The following is a 15,142-nucleotide window of genomic DNA, read 5'->3' as shown; positions in this document are numbered from 1 at the left end:
ACCCCATGTCCAGTCCTTCGGCCGAGTACGACGCGATCGTCATCGGCGGCGGCCCGGCGGGTTCGGCGAGCGCGTGGACGCTGGCCGGGCGCGGCCACTCGGTGCTCGTCCTGGACCGCCAGTCGTTCCCCCGCTTCCACATCGGCGAGTCCATGCTCACCTACGCCGCCGCGCTGTTCGAACGGCTCGGGCTCGGCGACCGGCTGCGCGCGGAGTTCCCGGTGAAGACCGGTGCCGAGTTCTGCGACACCGACGGCAAGGTCACCAGGGTCGACTTCGCCGACCAGGGCGGCGGCCGGGTGGAGACCACGTTCCAGGTGGAGCGCGCGGACTTCGACCAGCTGCTGCTGGACAACGCGATCAAGGCCGGCGCGGAGGTCGTCCACGAGGCCAAGGTGACCAAGGTCCTCGTCGAGGACGGCCGGGTCGCGGGTGTCGAGGTGACGATCGGCGAGACCTCGCACACCGTGCGGGCGAAGCAGGTCGTCGACGCCAGCGGGCGCGCGGGCGTGATCGCGAACCAGCACTTCAAGAGCAGGCGCATCAGCGAGCGGTTGCGGATGCTGGCCGTGTTCAAGCACTACGACGGCGTCGAGGAGACCACGAACCCCGGCGTCGAGGGCGACATCGTGATCGGCTCGCACACCGAGGGCTGGGTCTGGTCGATCCCGATCCGGCCGGGGAAGCTCAGCGTCGGCACGGTGAGCAGCCCGGCGGTGTACCAGCGGGTAGGCGATCCGGAGAAGGTCTTCACCGACCACGTCGACCGCATCCCCCGCATCCGGCAGCGGATCGCGAGCGCCACGGCCGTGACCGAGCTGAAGAGCGAGAGCGACTACTCCTACCACACCGAGGACCTGGCGGGGCCGGGCTTCTTCGTGGCCGGGGACGCGGGCTGCTTCGTCGACCCGATCTTCTCCGCGGGCGTCTACCTGGCGACGTCGAGCGGCCTGCGGGCCGGTGAGCTCGCCGCGAGCGCGCTGGAGGGCGAACTGTCCGAGGAGGAGGCGGTCGACCGGTACACCCGGTTCTACAAGACCGGCTACGACTGCTACTTCCGGTTGATCTACGCGTTCTACGAGCACGACTTCAAGATCGGGTCGTTCCTCAAGAGCACCGGCGTGTGGGTGGACCCCCGCTGGGTCGCCCGGCTGCTCGGCGGCGACTTCTGGAGCGAGAAGAACGCCTTGGCCAACCACCTGCGGTCCATCTCGGACTTCGACACGTTCGACTCCTTCGAACCGCTCTACGGCTGCCCGGTGTACCCCGAGATCGACGCCACCGAGGAAAAGGGAATGGTCCTGGGCATCGGATGAGCACCTTCGCGAAGCCGGACGTGGTCGCCGAGGAGCGACCGGACGGGGTGCTGCTGCTGCGCTCCGCCGCGCCACTGGGCGACCACCCGGCCCACCTCGCGCTGTCGTTGCGGCACTGGGCTTCCAGCACGCCCGACGCCGTGTTCGCGACGGAGGGAGCGCGCCGCCTGACCTACGGTCGGGCGGCGCGGGACGCCGACGCGATCGGCCAGGCGCTGCTGGACCTCGGCGCCTCCCGCGAGCGGCCGGTCATGGTGCTGTCCGGGAACTCGTTGGCGCACTTGAGGATCACGCTCGCCTGCTACACGGCGGGCGTCCCGGTGATCCCGGTCAGCGCCGCGTACTCGTTGCTGTCCAAGGACCACGGGCGCCTGCGGGCGGTGGCGGCACTGGTGCGGCCCGGCATCGTGTTCGCCGAGGACGCCGACGCGTTCGGCCCGGCGCTCGCCGCGACGGGCGCGCAGACCTTGACGGACCTCGGTCCGCCTGCCGCCACGATTCCCGGCGCGAGCCTGGCGGCGGCGTTCGACGCGATCACCCCGGACGCGGTGGCCAAGGTGCTGTTCACCTCCGGCTCGACCGGCGCCCCGAAGGGCGTGCTGAACACGCACCGCATGTTGACCGCGAACCAGGCGATGCTGCGCGACACCTGGACGTTCCTGCGGGACGAACCGCCGGTGCTCGTCGACTGGCTGCCGTGGAGCCACACCTTCGGCGGCAACCACAACGTGCACCTGGTCCTCACCAACGGGGGCACGTTCCACATCGACACCGGCCGCCCGGCGCCCGCGCTGTTCGAGCGCTCGATCACCGCGCTGGCCGCGCACCGCCCGACGGTGTACCTCAACGTGCCCGCCGGGTACGCCGTGCTCGTGCCGAGGCTGGAGGCCGACCCGGCGTTCGCCCGGCACCTCTTCTCGCGGCTGCGCCTGCTGGTCTGCGCCGCGGCCGCCATGCCGACCGCGCTGTGGGACCGGATCCGCAGGCTGGTCGACCGGCACGCCGACCACCCGATCCCGCTGACCTCCGCGTGGGGCGCGACCGAGACCGCGCCCGCCGCCACGTCCGCGCACTGGGCCGACGCGCCGTGCGGCTCCATCGGCGTCCCGCTGCCCGGCGTGACCGTGAAACTCGTGCCGGTGGGCGGTAAACGGGAGATCCGGGTCGCGGGCCCCAACGTCACGCCCGGCTACTTCGACGCGCCGGACCGGACCGCGGCGGCGTTCGACGAGGACGGCTTCTACCGGACCGGCGACGCGGCGGCGCTGGCCGACCCCGCGGATCCGGGGCGGGGCCTGGTGTTCGACGGCCGGATCGCCGAGGACTTCAAGCTCACCACCGGCAGCTGGGTCAGCACGGGCGCGCTGCGCACCGCACTCGTGTCCGCGGCCGGGGTGCTCTCCGACGCGGTGATCGCGGGCCACGACCGCGCCGAGGTGACCGCCCTGGCGTGGCTGAACCCCGTGGAGGCGCGGGTGCTCTGCGGCGCGGACCACGACGTGCCGCTCGACGACGCGGTGCTGCGCGCCCACCTGGCGGACGTGCTCGCGTCACTGGGCAGCGGTCTGGGTTCGGCTTCCCGCATCACCAGGCTGCTGCTCCTGGCCGAGCCACCCGACCTGGACGCGGGGGAGATCACCGACAAGGGCTACGTGAACCAGCTCGCCGTGCTCGAACGCCGGGCCGACGCGGTGGACCGGCTCCACGCCGAACCGCCGGGCCCGGACGTGATCACAGCGGCGGGATGAGCCCGGTGAACGTCCGGCTGCCCTCGCAGTGCGGGCACGACCGGCCGTTGTCGACGGTCCGGGGCGTACCGCTGATCACGGCCAGCACCGGGTTCGCCACGAACCCCGCGCCGCCGCACAGCTGGCACACCGTGCGCACCTCGCGCGTCACCTCGAACAGGTCCGACGGGTCCTCCTCGAAATCCTCCTCGAAGCCCTCGTCGTCGTCTTCCGAGTAGTCGTCGTCGTCCTGCTCGTCGTCCTCGCTCATCAGGGCACCACCGTACCTGTTGGCAACCGCGCCACCTGGCCGTGGTGGGAGTACCCGATCGGGGTGTTCCAGCAGGTATCGCGCCGAATGCCACGCGCGCCGCCGAGTTTCGACGACCGGTGCGCGGAAGATCCGCTTTATGGGCCCGGAGGTGTCGACACGGGTGCCCGGGTCACTTCTCGCCATCCGGTTCGGCGTCGCCATCAGGCCGCCGGCGTCTCCACGGCGACAAGATGCCTTTCGGTGTCATCGCCCTCTCGGGGCGGCCGCGGAATTCCGGAAGGCGACGGCGTTGCGCCATGTGCCGCACATGGCGCTTTCCGGCCACCTGTCATGCGTTCGACGGGTGCCGGAATGTCCCACGATGTGGTTAACGACCCGTTTCCCCGCGTTGACCCGCCAGTGGGCAAGGCCAACGCGGTGAAACGACGACGTCAGGAAGCGTGGGCTTCCTGGAACTGCACGACCAGGCCCTGCGGAATGCGACCGCGGTCGGAGATCTGGTGCCCCTGGGCGCGCGCCCAGTCGCGAATGGCCTGGGCCTGCGCCTTGTCACCAGCCTTGACGGTGCTCTTGCCAGTGCCCTTGCGCTGCTTGCGGCCACCGGCCCGACGCGCCTTGGTGACGAAGTCACCCAGCGAGTCGCGCAGCTTGTCCGCATTCTCCTTGGACAGGTCGATGGAGTACTCCACACCGTCCAGCGCGAAGGTTACGGTCTCGTCGGCTTCGCCGCCGTCGAGGTCGTCGATGAGTTGGACGACGGTCTGCTGTGCCACTGTTCCTCCGTATGTGATCGCATAGCGCGTGCTGCCGTCGACTGTAACTTCGCCACACGCTTCGGGGTCACCATAGTGCACAACTCGAATATCGGCTAACCTTCGAGAGGGAAAATGTGGCGGAAGCCCCCCGGTCGGGTCATTTTGAGACCCGGCGTTTAAATGTCCGCCGAGACGCGGGGCCGTTACCGGCACAATCGCCCCGTTGCGACGGCCGACCAACGCCCGCGGACCGCCTATCCTGGAGCGACATACCCACCCAGGGCAGGGAAGGCCGGGAGTGATGCACGGGTACACCTCTAACAAGGACGCCTACCTCAAGCGCCTTCGCCGCATCGAAGGCCAGGTCCGCGGACTCCAGCGCATGGTCGACAACGACGAGTACTGCATCGACGTGCTCACCCAGATCTCCGCCGCCACCAAGGCCCTCCAAGCCGTCTCCCTCGGCCTTCTGGACGAACACCTCAAGCACTGCGTGGCCCAGGCCGCGGCCGAAGGCGGCGAAGTCGCCGACGAGAAGATCCGCGAGGCCAGCGAAGCCATCAGCCGCCTCGTCCGCTCCTAGTACCGCCACCCACCCGGATCCGGCACACCCCTGCCGACCGGATCGACCTGATCCAGTACAGTTGACCCGGCAGGCCCCCGTAGCCCAACCGGCAGAGGCAGCGGACTCAAAATCCGTCCAGTGTCAGTTCGACTCTGACCGGGGGCACCACCGCTCATCAGCGGTTACAACCGAATGATCGGCAGAGGACTCGATCCCTGCCCATGTCGGTTCCCCCGAATGCGCCGGGGCCGTCGGTGAAATCATCGCCACACGCGGACCGGAGATCGGTATCCGGGAGCGCGGAACAACCCCGGACCGGAAGTTGCCCGGCGAGACGCGGTCACGGGCGAAGACGTCTGCATCCGGGCTTCCGTTCCGGGCAGGACGACGCGGCCCATAAGAACGTGGAAGACAAGTCCGCCGAGTTCCGCACGCGGGTCGGCGAGCAGCGTTCGGCGGAATCGGCAGTACCCCTGTCGTACGCATTCGACGAGTGTTCGCGCACGCGTGAGCGGGCGATGGCACCCGCGGTAGTGCCCGGATTGTCCGCCGTCCAAAACGGAAACCCGGCGGCCCGCCCCGTCGACTTCCGCCGGGATCGCGTGTCCGGTCGACGAGGTCTTCCGCGTGGATGACGACCGGTGTCCCCATCCGGTTGGTTATGACCACCGGAATCCGCTGCGGCGAGTGGGCGTGTCCGCTTCAACCGCGCCGAAGTGATCGACCTCCGCCGAAACCGGGTGGGCGAGGAGGAAAAGGACGCCGGGATCCGCCGGAACCGCGAGCGTCGCGCCGAGTGGTCCGCGCGGGCGAGTGGAGCCGATACGCGCGGCCGGAACGGCGCGAAGGGCTTCGGGTTCGCCCGATCGCGTTGTCGTGCCATCCGGAGAGGTGCGCGGAGTCGGTTCACAGGAGGTTCACAGCGCGCTCCGCGGTTCCACCTTGGCGCGCTGTGTGTCCTGGGTTCACGCGAGTTCATGGAGCACGTGAACAGGATGACGATGAAACCGCACGTCCGGGCCGTTGACACAAGGTGGAGCGCGCCGATGCGGATCGTCTCGGGATTCGATGACGGGAAAGGTGCCGCTTTCATGCGCGGATAACCGAGTGATGACCTCGACGGCTCTGCTGGTGACCGCGTTGGTGGCCGCCGGGTGCGGTTCGGACGACTCCGCGGTGTCGTCGCTGTAGGGTTCCTCCGCGCAGACCGGAGGCCGTGCCGGCGGGGTCGGCGGCGGGATGCAGACCTTCACGGCGGTCGAACTGGACAGCGACGGCGAGAACGCCTCGGGGGCGAACACCGCCGCGGTGGTCGAGTCGGTCAACGCGTTCCTGGCGACGCTCGACGCCGACCGGAAGTCCACGGCGACGTTCGACTTCGGCGACAACCAGTCGCGGCAGACGTGGTCCAACTTCCCGGCCGCCACGGTCGCCCGCAAGGGCATCGCGTTGACCGACCTCGGCGACGGGTCGAAGGCGGCGGCGCTGGCCGTGGTCAGGACGATGCTGTCGGCCGAGGGCTACTCCCAGGTCGAGGCGGTCCAGCAGGCCGACGACTGGTTGAAGGAGAACAGCGCCGGCGGCAACAGCGACTTCGGCGACGAGAACTACTACCTGGCCGTCCACGGCACCCCGTCGGCGGCACCGATGTCGAGCCGCTGAAGGAGAAGGCGGGCACGGCGTTCGCCGTGTTCGACTCGCTCACCGCCAACCAGAACGCGAAGGCCGAGCTGTCCGCCACCATCAACGACATCCTCATGGGGCCCGGCGTGGACGGCGGCGAGTTCCCCGCCTCGGAAGGCGTCCTCGTCAGCGAGCTGTCCGATCAGCAGGAGCAGCTGGTGCTCGCGGCCATCGCCGCCTGGGTGAACGACGCCGCGCCCGAGGAGGCCGGGTCGCTGCTGGCGACGCACGAGTCGCAGCTGGACCAGACGCGCATCGCCTACGCCAACAGCACATCGGTGGACGGGGACAACACCTACCTGCGCGTCGACGGTCCGCGCGTGTGGATCGAACTGGTCAACACGCGCAGCAGGAGCACCCCCAACGTCCACTACCACGGTGTGCTCCGCGACAAGAACGACGACTACGGCAGCACCAACCCGAGCACCTGACGATGCGGCACGCGACAACGCGACCGAGGACCGGTGGGCGACAGCGGCGCGCCCACCGGCTCGTGCTGGTCCTCGGTCTCCTCGCCGCCCTGTTCCTCGCCGGGGCGCAACAGGCCTCGGCGCACCCGTTGAGCACCAGCGCGGTGCTCCTCGACCTCGACACCGACCACGTCACCGCCACCGTCGAGCTGCCGCTGGACCAGCTCGACGTCGCCCTCGAGCGGACCTGCACCGCGGACACGGTCCTCGAGCCCGCCACCCTCGCCGGGCTGCGGTCCCACGTGCGGGCGCACATGTCGGCCACCGACGCCGACGGCCGCACCTGGACCACCGCCGTGACCGGGGGCGCGGTCGAGACCGTCGACGGCGTCGAGCACCTCGTCCTCGACGCCACCCTCACCCCGGCCACCGGCGCCGTCGGCGACTTCACCCTGCACTACGACGCCGTGGTGGACCGGCTCATCTCCCACCGCGCGTTCGTCTCCGCGCGCCAGGGCCGCACCGGCGACTACACGATGCTGGTCATGCTGTCCTGGCAGCGCCAGAGCGTCCCCGTCGCCTCCGCGGCCGCGGAGGCGAGCGGCGGGTTCCTCTCGGCGGTCCACCTCGGCGTCGAGCACATCAGCGGCGGGAGCGACCACCTGCTGTTCCTCGTCATGCTGCTGCTGCCCGCCCCGCTGCTGGCCCGACGGCGCCGCTGGACCGGGTCGGACGACCTGCGCGGCAGCGTCAAGGGCGTCGTGCGGGTCATCAGCGCCTTCACCGCCGGGCACTCGATCACGTTGGGCCTGGCCGCTTTCGGCCTCGTGAGCCTGTCCACCCGCCTCGACGAGAGCATGATCGCCCTGTCCGTCCTGGTGTCGGCGGTCCACGCGGTCAGGCCGCTCGTGCCGCGCGGGGAGACCTGGATCGCGGCGGGCTTCGGGCTCGTGCACGGCCTCGCGTTCGCCGCGCTGCTCAGCGATCCGGGCCTCACCACCGGATCGGTGCTGACCAACCTGCTCGGCTTCAACCTGGGCATCGAGCTGACCCGGTTGGTGGTCGTCGCCCTGCTCATGCCGTCCCTGCTGCTGCTCGCCCGCACCCCGGCCTACCCCTTCGCCAGGGTGGCCATCGCGGGCACGGGCGTCGTGCTCGCCGCGGCGTGGCTGGCGGAGCGCACGACGCTGCTGTCCACGAACCCGCTCGGCGCGGTCGCCGACGTCCTCGTCGAGCGCCCGTTCCTCCTCGCGGGCGGTCTGGCGGCCTTCGCCTGCCTCGCCCGGCTCGTCGCCGGGCGCAAGCGGATCGCGTTCCCCGCCCGTGCGCGGGAGGAGGCCGAGGCGATGCGGTAGCCGGTCTTGGTGAATTCGCGTTCATTCGCGTGCACCGGCCATATCGGGTGAATTCACCGTGAAAGCGACGCGGTTGACCGTTCGGGGGGCGCGCTCCGGTGTCGTTGACAGCGTGAATGGCGCAGCCGTAGTTTGATGTTCACCATTGCCGTGGTGTGCGCGAGCGCGCCCTGTGAAAGGATTCGGACACCGATGTCGGACGACACGCGCAGCTGGAACGAGAAGGTCATCGACGAGTTCCACGCGAACGCGGGCAAGGTCGGCGGTCCTTTCGAGGGCAAGGAGCTGGTGCTGCTCACGATGACCGGGGCCAAGAGCGGGGAGCCCCGGACGACGCCGCTGGCGACCAGCCACGACGGGGACGACCTGGTCGTCGTCGCGTCCTACGGCGGCGCGGACCGCCACCCCGACTGGTACTACAACGTGGTGGCGAACCCACGGGTCACGGTGGAGTTCGGCACCGAGAAGTTCGAGGCCACGGCCAGGGAGGTCACCGACCGGGCCGAGCGCGACCGCCTGTACGCGAACATGGTGTCGGTCATGCCCGGCTTCGCCGACTACGAGAAGAAGACCGACCGGCTGATCCCGGTCATCGTGCTGGAGCGCTAGAAGTCGACTTCCGGGTCCGCGGGAACTCCCCACGGGGGTTTTCGCGGGCTTTGTCGTTTTCACGACCGGACGCGCACCCGTTCATTCGGGGCCGGTCCGGTTATCGGTGAAACCCCCGATCACGATTCCCGTGGTGATCGGGCATTCCCGACCCGATTCGGCGAACCCGTTATCCACGCCTTCCCCGACCGGAAGTCGACGCCGCGGCCCCGGAAGGCGATCGGACACCGGAGGGCTTCCGGACGAGCGCCACGATCCCGGCGCCCAGGCCCACCAGGACGCCCGCGGCCTGCGACGCGGTGCCCGCGAACGGCCAGACGGTGCCGGGATCGGCCAGCCGGTCGAAGCCCGACCCCTCGACGAGCCCGCCGACCAGGATGAACAGCGGCGCGGCCACGCCGACGACCGCGGCCCAGCGCCGCCGCACCACGAGGACGGCGATCCCGGCCGCGCCGAGGATGATCGGCCCCGGTGGCACCACGGGGAAGCCGGGCACCCCGGCGAGGACCTGGATCACGATCCCGGCGGCGGCGGCGAGCAGCGCGACGCCGTTCACGACGGACGCGGGCCTGTTCGGTGCGGTGGTCATCACCCCAGCGTGGTCCGGCGGGCCGCGCGCGTCGTCCGTCGCCAGGCGGCTCTTCCCGTTGCGCGCCAGGACGTACGGTGACGGCCGCGCACGCCGTGTCGTACGGTCCTGGCATGTACGTGAAGCTGTGCGGCCTGCGCACCGAAGCCGATGTCGCCGCCGCCGTCTCCGCGGGCGCCGACGCGGTCGGGTTCGTGTTGACCAAGAGCGCCCGCCGGATCGACCTCGACACCGCGAAGCGCCTCGTCGCCGCCGTGCCCGAGGGGATCCTCACCGTCGGCGTGTTCGCGGGCCTTCCGGCGGAGCAGGCCGGTGAACTGGCGGTGGCGGCCGGCGTCGACGCGGTGCAACTGCACGGCGCCGACTACCAGCGCCCGTCGTTCGACGCGCTGGCCCACCTGCCGGTCAAGCTGATCCGCGCGACCCCGCTCACCCCGGACACCGACGTGCGCGTCGGCGCCCACGGCGAGGACCTCCTGCTGCTCGACTCCCCGATCGCGGGCTCCGGCCACCGCTGGGAACTGGGCACCACCCGGATCGAGGGCCACTGGCTGCTGGCGGGCGGGCTGGACGTGCACAACGTCGCCGCCGCCATCGCACAGGCCCGGCCGTGGGGCGTGGACGTGTCCAGCGGCATCGAGTCGAGCCGCGGCGTGAAGGACCACGGGCTCATACGCGAGTTCACGGCGGCCGCTCGGGAGGCGTGAAACCGCGTCCCGCGGACAAAACGGGCAGGTAGGAGGGTTGATCGGCGGAACGGGGAGTGGTCGGGCATCCTTGGCTGGTTTGCCCACGGTCCGCTGGCGGGAGAGACATGAGCACCACCCCCGAACTCGTCGTTCCGGCGAGCGTCGACTCGCCTGTGCGCGTCACGCCGCCGAAGAGCGCGCTGGCCCGCTGGCTGCTCGCGAACCGGGTGCAGCCGGTCGGGCCGGAGAGCGACGAGTCGCACACGACGCCGCAGGCGTGGTGGAAGGTCATGTGCCTGACCGGTGTCGACTACTTCTCGACGCTGTCCTACCTGCCGGGCATCGCCGCGTTGGCGGCGGGCGCGTTGTCGCCGTTGGCGACGCTGCTGATCGTGCTGCTGACGTTGCTGGGCATGTTGCCGATGTACCGCCGCGTGGCGAAGGAGAGCCCGCACGGCCAGGGGTCGGTGGCGATGCTGGAGACGCTGCTGCCGTTCTGGCGGGGCAAGGTCTTCGTGCTGGTGCTGCTGGGTTTCGTGGCCACGTCGTGGATCATCACGATCACCCTGTCGTCCGCGGACGCGACCGTGCACATGCTGGAGAACCCGCTCGTGCCGGGTTTCCTGCACGGCCACGAGGTGCTGGTCACCGTGTTGCTGCTGCTGGTACTCGGCGGGGTGTTCCTGCTGGGCTTCAGCGAGGCCGTGAGCGTCGCGATCCCGTTGGTGGGGCTGTTCCTGCTGCTGAACACGGTGGTCGCGGTGGTGGGCCTGGTGGACGTGTTCTCGTCGCCGGACGCGCTGTCGAAGTGGGTCGACGCGCTGACCGCGGGCGGCGGGTTCGGTGACGTGGTGGGGCCTGCGATCCTGGCGTTCCCGTTGCTGGTGCTGGGTCTTTCCGGGTTCGAGACCGGGGTGAGCATGATGCCGCTGGTCGCCGCCGACGGCGAGGACGCCGGGGCGAAGCTGGCCGACCGGATCCGCAACACCCGCAAGCTGCTCACGGTCGCGGCGCTGATCATGTCCGTCTACCTGCTCGCGACGAGCTTCATCACCACGGTGCTGGTGCCCGCCGACGCGTTCGAGGAGGGCGGCGAGGCGAACGGCCGCGCGCTGGCCTACCTGGCGCACCAGGAGCTGGGCAGCGCCTTCGGCACGCTCTACGACATCAGCAGCATCCTGATCCTCTGGTTCGCCGGGGCGTCGGCGATGGCGGGCCTGATCAACATCGTGCCGCGCTACCTGCCGTCCTACGGCATGGCGCCGGACTGGGGCCGGGCCGTGCGGCCGGTCGTGCTGGTCTACACGGCGATCAGCGTGCTGATCACGATCGCGTTCGGGGCGGACGTCAACGCCCAGGCGGGGGCGTACGCGACCGGGATCCTGGCGATGATGGTGTCCGGGGCGGTCGCGGTGACCATCTCGGCGTTGCGGCGCAAGCAGAAGCGGGCCACGGCGGGGTTCGCGGTGCTGACGCTCGTGCTGCTCTACGCCCTGGTCGAGAACGTGCGGGAGAAGCCGGACGGGATCGCGATCTCCGGGGTGTTCATCCTCGGGATCGTGCTGGTGTCACTGGTGTCGAGGGTGTCGCGGACCACCGAGCTGCGAGTGGACCGGCTGGAGTTCGACGAGGCCGCGCGCCGGTTCGTCACCGACTCGATCGGGTTCGACGGGGCGCTGAACCTGATCGCGAACCGCAGGCAGGCGGGGGACAAGGCGGAGTACGACGGCAAGGAGACCGAGCAGCGGGCGATGAACCCGGTGCCCGGCAAGGCGGACGTGCTGTTCCTGGAGATCGACGTGGACGACCCGTCGGAGTTCAGCGAGGTGCTGAGGGTGCGCGGGGTGGAGGTCGGGGGTCATCGGATCCTGCGGGCGCACAGCCCGGCGGCGCCGAACGCGATCGCGGCGATCCTGCTGTCGTTGCGGGACACGACGGGCGTGCGGCCGCACTGCTACTTCGAGTGGTCGGAGGGCAGCCCGCTGGGGCACCTGTTCCGCTACCTGATCCTCGGCCGCGGCGACACCGCCCCGGTCGTCCGCGAGGTGCTGCGCAAGAGCGACGACGACCCCGCCCGCCGCCCCGGCATCCACGTCGGGGGCTAGGCCCTAGGACTTGAAGAACTCCAGCACCAGCGCGTTGACCTCGTCCGGCTTTTCCATGTAGCCGAGGTGGCCCGCGTCGGCGACCTCGGCGTACTTCGCGCCGGGGATGGCGTCGGCGACCTCGCGGGCCAGGTGCGGGGGCAGTGTGCGGTCGTCGGTGAAGCCGACGACCAGGCAGGGGACGGAGATGCGGCGGTAGTCGGCGAGGCGGTCGCCGAAGTCGTTGAGCGCCATCTGCGCCCGCACGCCCGCGCCGACCGAGGAGCCGCCGTACTCGAACAGGTCCAGCCAGTCGCGGGCGCTGCTGGGGTCGGCGAGCGTGGCGGGGGAGAGGTAGCGCAGGGCGGTGACGGCCGCGTGGTACTTGGAGGGCAGCTTCACGCCGGAGTCGTGGAGTTCGCGCTCGCCGAGGGAAAGCGACGTGCGCACCGGGTCGGGGCGGCCGTAGGTCGCGAGCAGGGCGGCGTGCGAGACGAGGTCGGGGCGGGCCAGCGCGAGTTCCTGGGTGACGCGTGCGCCGAGCGACGTGCCCGCGACGCGAACGGGGCCGCCGCCGAGGTGCTCGACGAGGGCCGCGGTGTCGCGGACCATGTCGTCCACGGTGAACCCGTCGGCGCACTCGTCGGTCGGCGGGATGCCGCGGTTGTCGAACGTCGCGACCCGGTAGCCCGCGGCGACGAAGGCGGGCACCTGGTGCGCGCTCCACACGTTGCCCGGACTCCCGGTGCCCATGACCAGCACCACGAGATCACCTTCTCCGGCGACCCGGTAGTTGATCGTGATCCCGTTGAGTTCGGCTGACGGCATGCGCCAATGCTTACGTCAGCGCCGACGACGATGTCAACGCGTGCCGCGCGGCCGCTGCGGACCCACGCCGACACGCGGTTCCGGCTACCGTGGAGGTTCACCGAGCGAGGGGGTTCGATGGCGAACAGCGGTCCGGTCTTCGACCGGCGCGAGCAGTACGACCAGATCGTGAGCGGCCTGCTCGACGGCGAGCGCGTGATCGCGGTGTACGACGCGGTCGGGGTGGGCACCGGGTTCATCGGGATCACCGACCTGCGGGTGATCCTCCAGGACAAGTCGTTCGTGGGGAAGAAGACCGCGCTGGTGTCGGTGCCGTACTCGAAGATCAGCAGCGTCGCCATGGTGTCCAACAAGAGCTGGGCGGGCGGGTTCTTCAGCACGTCGTCCATCGCGGTCACCGCGGGCACCCACGTGCACGAGATCGACTTCCGCGGCTCCGACAAGGCGTCCCACGTGCACAACGTCGTGCTGTGGCACATCACCCGCTAGCGATGGGCGACCGCCGAGCGATCCTGTCCGGGTCGACCTTCGAGGAGTCGATCGGGTACGCGCGCGCCGTCGTGGACGGCGACTGGGTGCACGTGTCCGGCACGACCGGGTTCGACTACGCCACGATGACGATCTCCGACGACGTGGTCGCGCAGGCCGAGCAGTGCCTGGCGAACATCGGCGCGGCCCTGACCGAGGCGGGCTGCGCGTTCGCCGACGTGGTGCGGGTCCGCTACCTCGTCCCGGACCCTGCGAACTTCGAGCCGTGCTGGCCGGTGCTGCGCCGGACGTTCGGCGAGGTGCGCCCGGCCGCCACGATGATGTCGGTCGGACTGGCCGACCCGCGGATGCTGATCGAGATCGAGGTCACCGCCCACAAGCGCTAGCGCGGGCCGTGCGCCGCCCACTCGATGGCGGGGCAGTGGTCCATCACCATGGACAGCCCGGCCTCGCGGGCCCGTTCGAACGCCATCTCGTCCACGACGCCGAGCTGGAACCACACGGCCTTCGCGCCGATCGCCACGGCCTCGTCGACGAACGCGCCCGCGCTGGACGAGCGGCGGAACACGTCGACGCAGTCGACCGGGAACGGGATGTCCGCGAGCGAGGCGTACCCCTGCTCGCCGTGCACGGTGGCCGCGCTGGGGTGCACGGGCACGACGCGCTTCCCGCGCTGCTGGAGGAAGCGGGCGACCCCGTAGGCGGCGCGCGACGGGTTGTCGCCCAGGCCGACGACGGCCCACGTGTCGCACTTGGCGAGCACGTCGCGGATGGTCGCCGGATCTCCCCACGATTCGTTCGTCATCCACCGATCGTACGTGCGTGAGGATTTGATGAAAGTCTTTCGGATACGGCGTCGGTGCGTGATCCTGTGGCCAACCGCCCGCCGCGGGAGCATCCGAGAGGACTCTTGATGCGCGTCATCCGCTCAGCCGTCGTCACCACCCTGCTCGTCGGACTGGTCGTGCCGACCGCCAGAGCCGCCGAGGTCCCCGCGGCGGGGCAGTACTACCTCCAGAGCGTCGCCACGGGGCTGAACGCGGCCGTCACCGGCGACACCGTCGACCAGCACCGCCCGAAGGGCAACGAGGACCACCAGCAGTGGACGCTGCGCTCCGACGGCAGGCTGGAGGAGTCGGGCCGCTGCCTCGGGCGCTCCGGCGACAAGGCCGCGATGCTGGCCTGCACCAGCGCGGACACCACGTGGGAGTTCGGCTCCGATGGCGACCGCCTGCGGCTCAAGGCGCCCGGCGCGGACCGCTACCTCAAGCCCGCCACGCCGCTGGCGGTCGGCGCGGGCGGTGACCAGTGGTACCTCACGCCGCTCACCCCGAACCGGCAGCCCGCGCTGCCCGACGGCGAGCGGACGCTCGACCAGGTCACGTTCCTGACCGCGCACAACGCCTACGCCAACGGCGTGGACGGCGGGTTCGCGCCGCCGTTCGTGAACCTGTTCCCCAACCAGAACCGCGGCATCACCCAGCAGCTCTCCGACGGCGTCCGCGGCTTCATGCTGGACATCCACGAGACCGGCGACGGCGCGATCCTGTGCCACAACAGCTGCACGGCGGTCAGCAAGCCGGTCGCGCTGGTGGTCGACCTCCAGCGGATCGTGGACTTCCTCGGCGCCAACCGGAACGAGTTCGTCACGGTCTTCCTGGAGGACTACGTCTCCGCCGACGTGCTGCGCCGCGAGCTGGCGCGGGTCAACGGCCTGTCGAACGTGCTGTTCCGCCCGGACCAGAACGGCGTGCGGTAGAACGGCTGGC

The 15,142-nt window shown here is 70.5% G+C and carries 17 protein-coding genes and 1 tRNA gene; 13 read left to right on the top strand and 5 right to left on the bottom strand.

What is annotated here, in order from left to right:
* Window positions 1-5 precede the first annotated feature (5 nt).
* A complete protein-coding gene (locus RM788_RS15195) occupies window positions 6-1,316 on the top strand; it encodes an NAD(P)/FAD-dependent oxidoreductase (RefSeq protein ID WP_315932318.1) in 1,311 nt (436 codons plus the stop codon).
* Entirely contained in the window at window positions 1,313-3,064 is a 1,752-nt protein-coding gene (locus RM788_RS15190; protein WP_315932317.1) for a feruloyl-CoA synthase, read from the top strand. The genes RM788_RS15195 and RM788_RS15190 overlap by 4 nt, the downstream gene beginning before the upstream one ends.
* On the opposite strand, the gene RM788_RS15185 is transcribed toward RM788_RS15190, so the two are convergent.
* Both RM788_RS15185 and RM788_RS15180 read right to left on the bottom strand, forming a co-directional pair.
* Window positions 3,048-3,314, bottom strand: coding sequence for a hypothetical protein (locus tag RM788_RS15185; protein ID WP_315932316.1), 267 nt, complete (start codon window positions 3,312-3,314; stop codon window positions 3,048-3,050). The two genes, RM788_RS15190 and RM788_RS15185, sit on opposite strands and share 17 nt — an antisense overlap.
* A gap of 434 nt (window positions 3,315-3,748) precedes the next feature.
* A complete protein-coding gene (locus RM788_RS15180; RefSeq protein WP_315932315.1) occupies window positions 3,749-4,090 on the bottom strand; it encodes a histone-like nucleoid-structuring protein Lsr2 in 342 nt (113 codons plus the stop codon).
* A 283-nt stretch (window positions 4,091-4,373) separates the two neighbouring features.
* Between RM788_RS15180 and RM788_RS15175 the strand changes: the two genes are divergently transcribed.
* From RM788_RS15175 to RM788_RS15155, 6 genes are all read left to right on the top strand, one after another.
* Window positions 4,374-4,655, top strand: a complete 282-nt coding sequence (locus RM788_RS15175; protein WP_315932314.1) for a metal-sensitive transcriptional regulator — start codon at window positions 4,374-4,376, stop codon at window positions 4,653-4,655.
* A 73-nt stretch (window positions 4,656-4,728) separates the two neighbouring features.
* A tRNA-Leu gene (locus RM788_RS15170) sits at window positions 4,729-4,805 on the top strand.
* A gap of 1,071 nt (window positions 4,806-5,876) precedes the next feature.
* Entirely contained in the window at window positions 5,877-6,299 is a 423-nt protein-coding gene (locus tag RM788_RS52975; RefSeq protein ID WP_399343581.1) for a DUF3500 domain-containing protein, read from the top strand.
* Between the two features lie 26 nt (window positions 6,300-6,325).
* Window positions 6,326-6,751 carry a DUF3500 domain-containing protein gene (locus RM788_RS52970; RefSeq protein ID WP_399343578.1) on the top strand — a complete coding sequence of 142 codons (426 nt, stop codon included), beginning with the start codon at window positions 6,326-6,328 and terminating at the stop codon, window positions 6,749-6,751.
* A gap of 2 nt (window positions 6,752-6,753) precedes the next feature.
* On the top strand, window positions 6,754-8,085 hold the full coding sequence (locus tag RM788_RS15160; protein WP_315932313.1) for a HupE/UreJ family protein: 1,332 nt from the start codon (window positions 6,754-6,756) through the stop codon (window positions 8,083-8,085).
* A gap of 192 nt (window positions 8,086-8,277) precedes the next feature.
* A complete protein-coding gene (locus RM788_RS15155; RefSeq protein WP_315932312.1) occupies window positions 8,278-8,694 on the top strand; it encodes a nitroreductase family deazaflavin-dependent oxidoreductase in 417 nt (138 codons plus the stop codon).
* 169 nt (window positions 8,695-8,863) lie between these two features.
* Here RM788_RS15155 and RM788_RS15150 read toward each other — a convergent pair whose 3' ends face one another.
* Window positions 8,864-9,283 (bottom strand): hypothetical protein, encoded by a 420-nt coding sequence (locus tag RM788_RS15150; protein WP_315932311.1) that lies wholly within the window; start codon window positions 9,281-9,283, stop codon window positions 8,864-8,866.
* A 113-nt stretch (window positions 9,284-9,396) separates the two neighbouring features.
* Between RM788_RS15150 and RM788_RS15145 the strand changes: the two genes are divergently transcribed.
* Window positions 9,397-9,990, top strand: coding sequence for a phosphoribosylanthranilate isomerase (locus tag RM788_RS15145; RefSeq protein ID WP_315932310.1), 594 nt, complete (start codon window positions 9,397-9,399; stop codon window positions 9,988-9,990).
* 107 nt (window positions 9,991-10,097) lie between these two features.
* Window positions 10,098-12,077 (top strand): APC family permease, encoded by a 1,980-nt coding sequence (locus RM788_RS15140; RefSeq protein ID WP_315932309.1) that lies wholly within the window; start codon window positions 10,098-10,100, stop codon window positions 12,075-12,077.
* A gap of 3 nt (window positions 12,078-12,080) precedes the next feature.
* Here the strand turns inward: RM788_RS15140 and RM788_RS15135 are convergent, their stop codons facing one another.
* Window positions 12,081-12,884, bottom strand: a complete 804-nt coding sequence (locus tag RM788_RS15135; protein ID WP_315932308.1) for an alpha/beta fold hydrolase — start codon at window positions 12,882-12,884, stop codon at window positions 12,081-12,083.
* Window positions 12,885-13,001: 117 nt separating this feature from the next.
* On the opposite strand from RM788_RS15135, the gene RM788_RS15130 reads away from it, so the two are divergent.
* Both RM788_RS15130 and RM788_RS15125 read left to right on the top strand, forming a co-directional pair.
* A complete protein-coding gene (locus RM788_RS15130) occupies window positions 13,002-13,373 on the top strand; it encodes a PH domain-containing protein (RefSeq protein WP_315932307.1) in 372 nt (123 codons plus the stop codon).
* A 2-nt stretch (window positions 13,374-13,375) separates the two neighbouring features.
* Window positions 13,376-13,759, top strand: a complete 384-nt coding sequence (locus RM788_RS15125; RefSeq protein WP_315932306.1) for a RidA family protein — start codon at window positions 13,376-13,378, stop codon at window positions 13,757-13,759.
* On the opposite strand, the gene RM788_RS15120 is transcribed toward RM788_RS15125, so the two are convergent.
* A complete protein-coding gene (locus RM788_RS15120) occupies window positions 13,756-14,178 on the bottom strand; it encodes a CoA-binding protein (protein ID WP_315932305.1) in 423 nt (140 codons plus the stop codon). The two genes, RM788_RS15125 and RM788_RS15120, sit on opposite strands and share 4 nt — an antisense overlap.
* Window positions 14,179-14,286: 108 nt before the next feature.
* On the opposite strand from RM788_RS15120, the gene RM788_RS15115 reads away from it, so the two are divergent.
* Window positions 14,287-15,132 (top strand): phosphoinositide-specific phospholipase C-related protein, encoded by an 846-nt coding sequence (locus RM788_RS15115; protein ID WP_315932304.1) that lies wholly within the window; start codon window positions 14,287-14,289, stop codon window positions 15,130-15,132.
* The last annotated feature ends 10 nt before the right edge of the window (window positions 15,133-15,142 follow it).

Origin of the sequence: Umezawaea sp. Da 62-37 (assembly GCF_032460545.1) — a bacterium.
In the GTDB taxonomy this organism is placed as follows: domain Bacteria; phylum Actinomycetota; class Actinomycetes; order Mycobacteriales; family Pseudonocardiaceae; genus Umezawaea.
Note: the sequence above shows the minus strand (reverse complement) of the source record. Positions and strands in the feature narration are given on the sequence as shown.

Bases quoted from the DNA above. Each gene is read 5' to 3' on its own strand.
- RM788_RS15195 (WP_315932318.1), top strand. From the start codon at position 6: ATGTCCAGTCCTTCGGCCGAGTACGACGCGATCGTCATCGGCGGCGGC.
- RM788_RS15190 (WP_315932317.1), top strand. From the start codon at position 1,313: ATGAGCACCTTCGCGAAGCCGGACGTGGTCGCCGAGGAGCGACCGGAC.
- RM788_RS15185 (WP_315932316.1), bottom strand. From the start codon at position 3,314: ATGAGCGAGGACGACGAGCAGGACGACGACGACTACTCGGAAGACGAC.
- RM788_RS15175 (WP_315932314.1), top strand. From the start codon at position 4,374: ATGCACGGGTACACCTCTAACAAGGACGCCTACCTCAAGCGCCTTCGC.
- RM788_RS52975 (WP_399343581.1), top strand. From the start codon at position 5,877: ATGCAGACCTTCACGGCGGTCGAACTGGACAGCGACGGCGAGAACGCC.
- RM788_RS15160 (WP_315932313.1), top strand. From the start codon at position 6,754: ATGCGGCACGCGACAACGCGACCGAGGACCGGTGGGCGACAGCGGCGC.
- RM788_RS15155 (WP_315932312.1), top strand. From the start codon at position 8,278: ATGTCGGACGACACGCGCAGCTGGAACGAGAAGGTCATCGACGAGTTC.
- RM788_RS15150 (WP_315932311.1), bottom strand. From the start codon at position 9,283: ATGACCACCGCACCGAACAGGCCCGCGTCCGTCGTGAACGGCGTCGCG.
- RM788_RS15145 (WP_315932310.1), top strand. From the start codon at position 9,397: ATGTACGTGAAGCTGTGCGGCCTGCGCACCGAAGCCGATGTCGCCGCC.
- RM788_RS15140 (WP_315932309.1), top strand. From the start codon at position 10,098: ATGAGCACCACCCCCGAACTCGTCGTTCCGGCGAGCGTCGACTCGCCT.
- RM788_RS15135 (WP_315932308.1), bottom strand. From the start codon at position 12,884: ATGCCGTCAGCCGAACTCAACGGGATCACGATCAACTACCGGGTCGCC.
- RM788_RS15130 (WP_315932307.1), top strand. From the start codon at position 13,002: ATGGCGAACAGCGGTCCGGTCTTCGACCGGCGCGAGCAGTACGACCAG.
- RM788_RS15125 (WP_315932306.1), top strand. From the start codon at position 13,376: ATGGGCGACCGCCGAGCGATCCTGTCCGGGTCGACCTTCGAGGAGTCG.
- RM788_RS15120 (WP_315932305.1), bottom strand. From the start codon at position 14,178: ATGACGAACGAATCGTGGGGAGATCCGGCGACCATCCGCGACGTGCTC.
- RM788_RS15115 (WP_315932304.1), top strand. From the start codon at position 14,287: ATGCGCGTCATCCGCTCAGCCGTCGTCACCACCCTGCTCGTCGGACTG.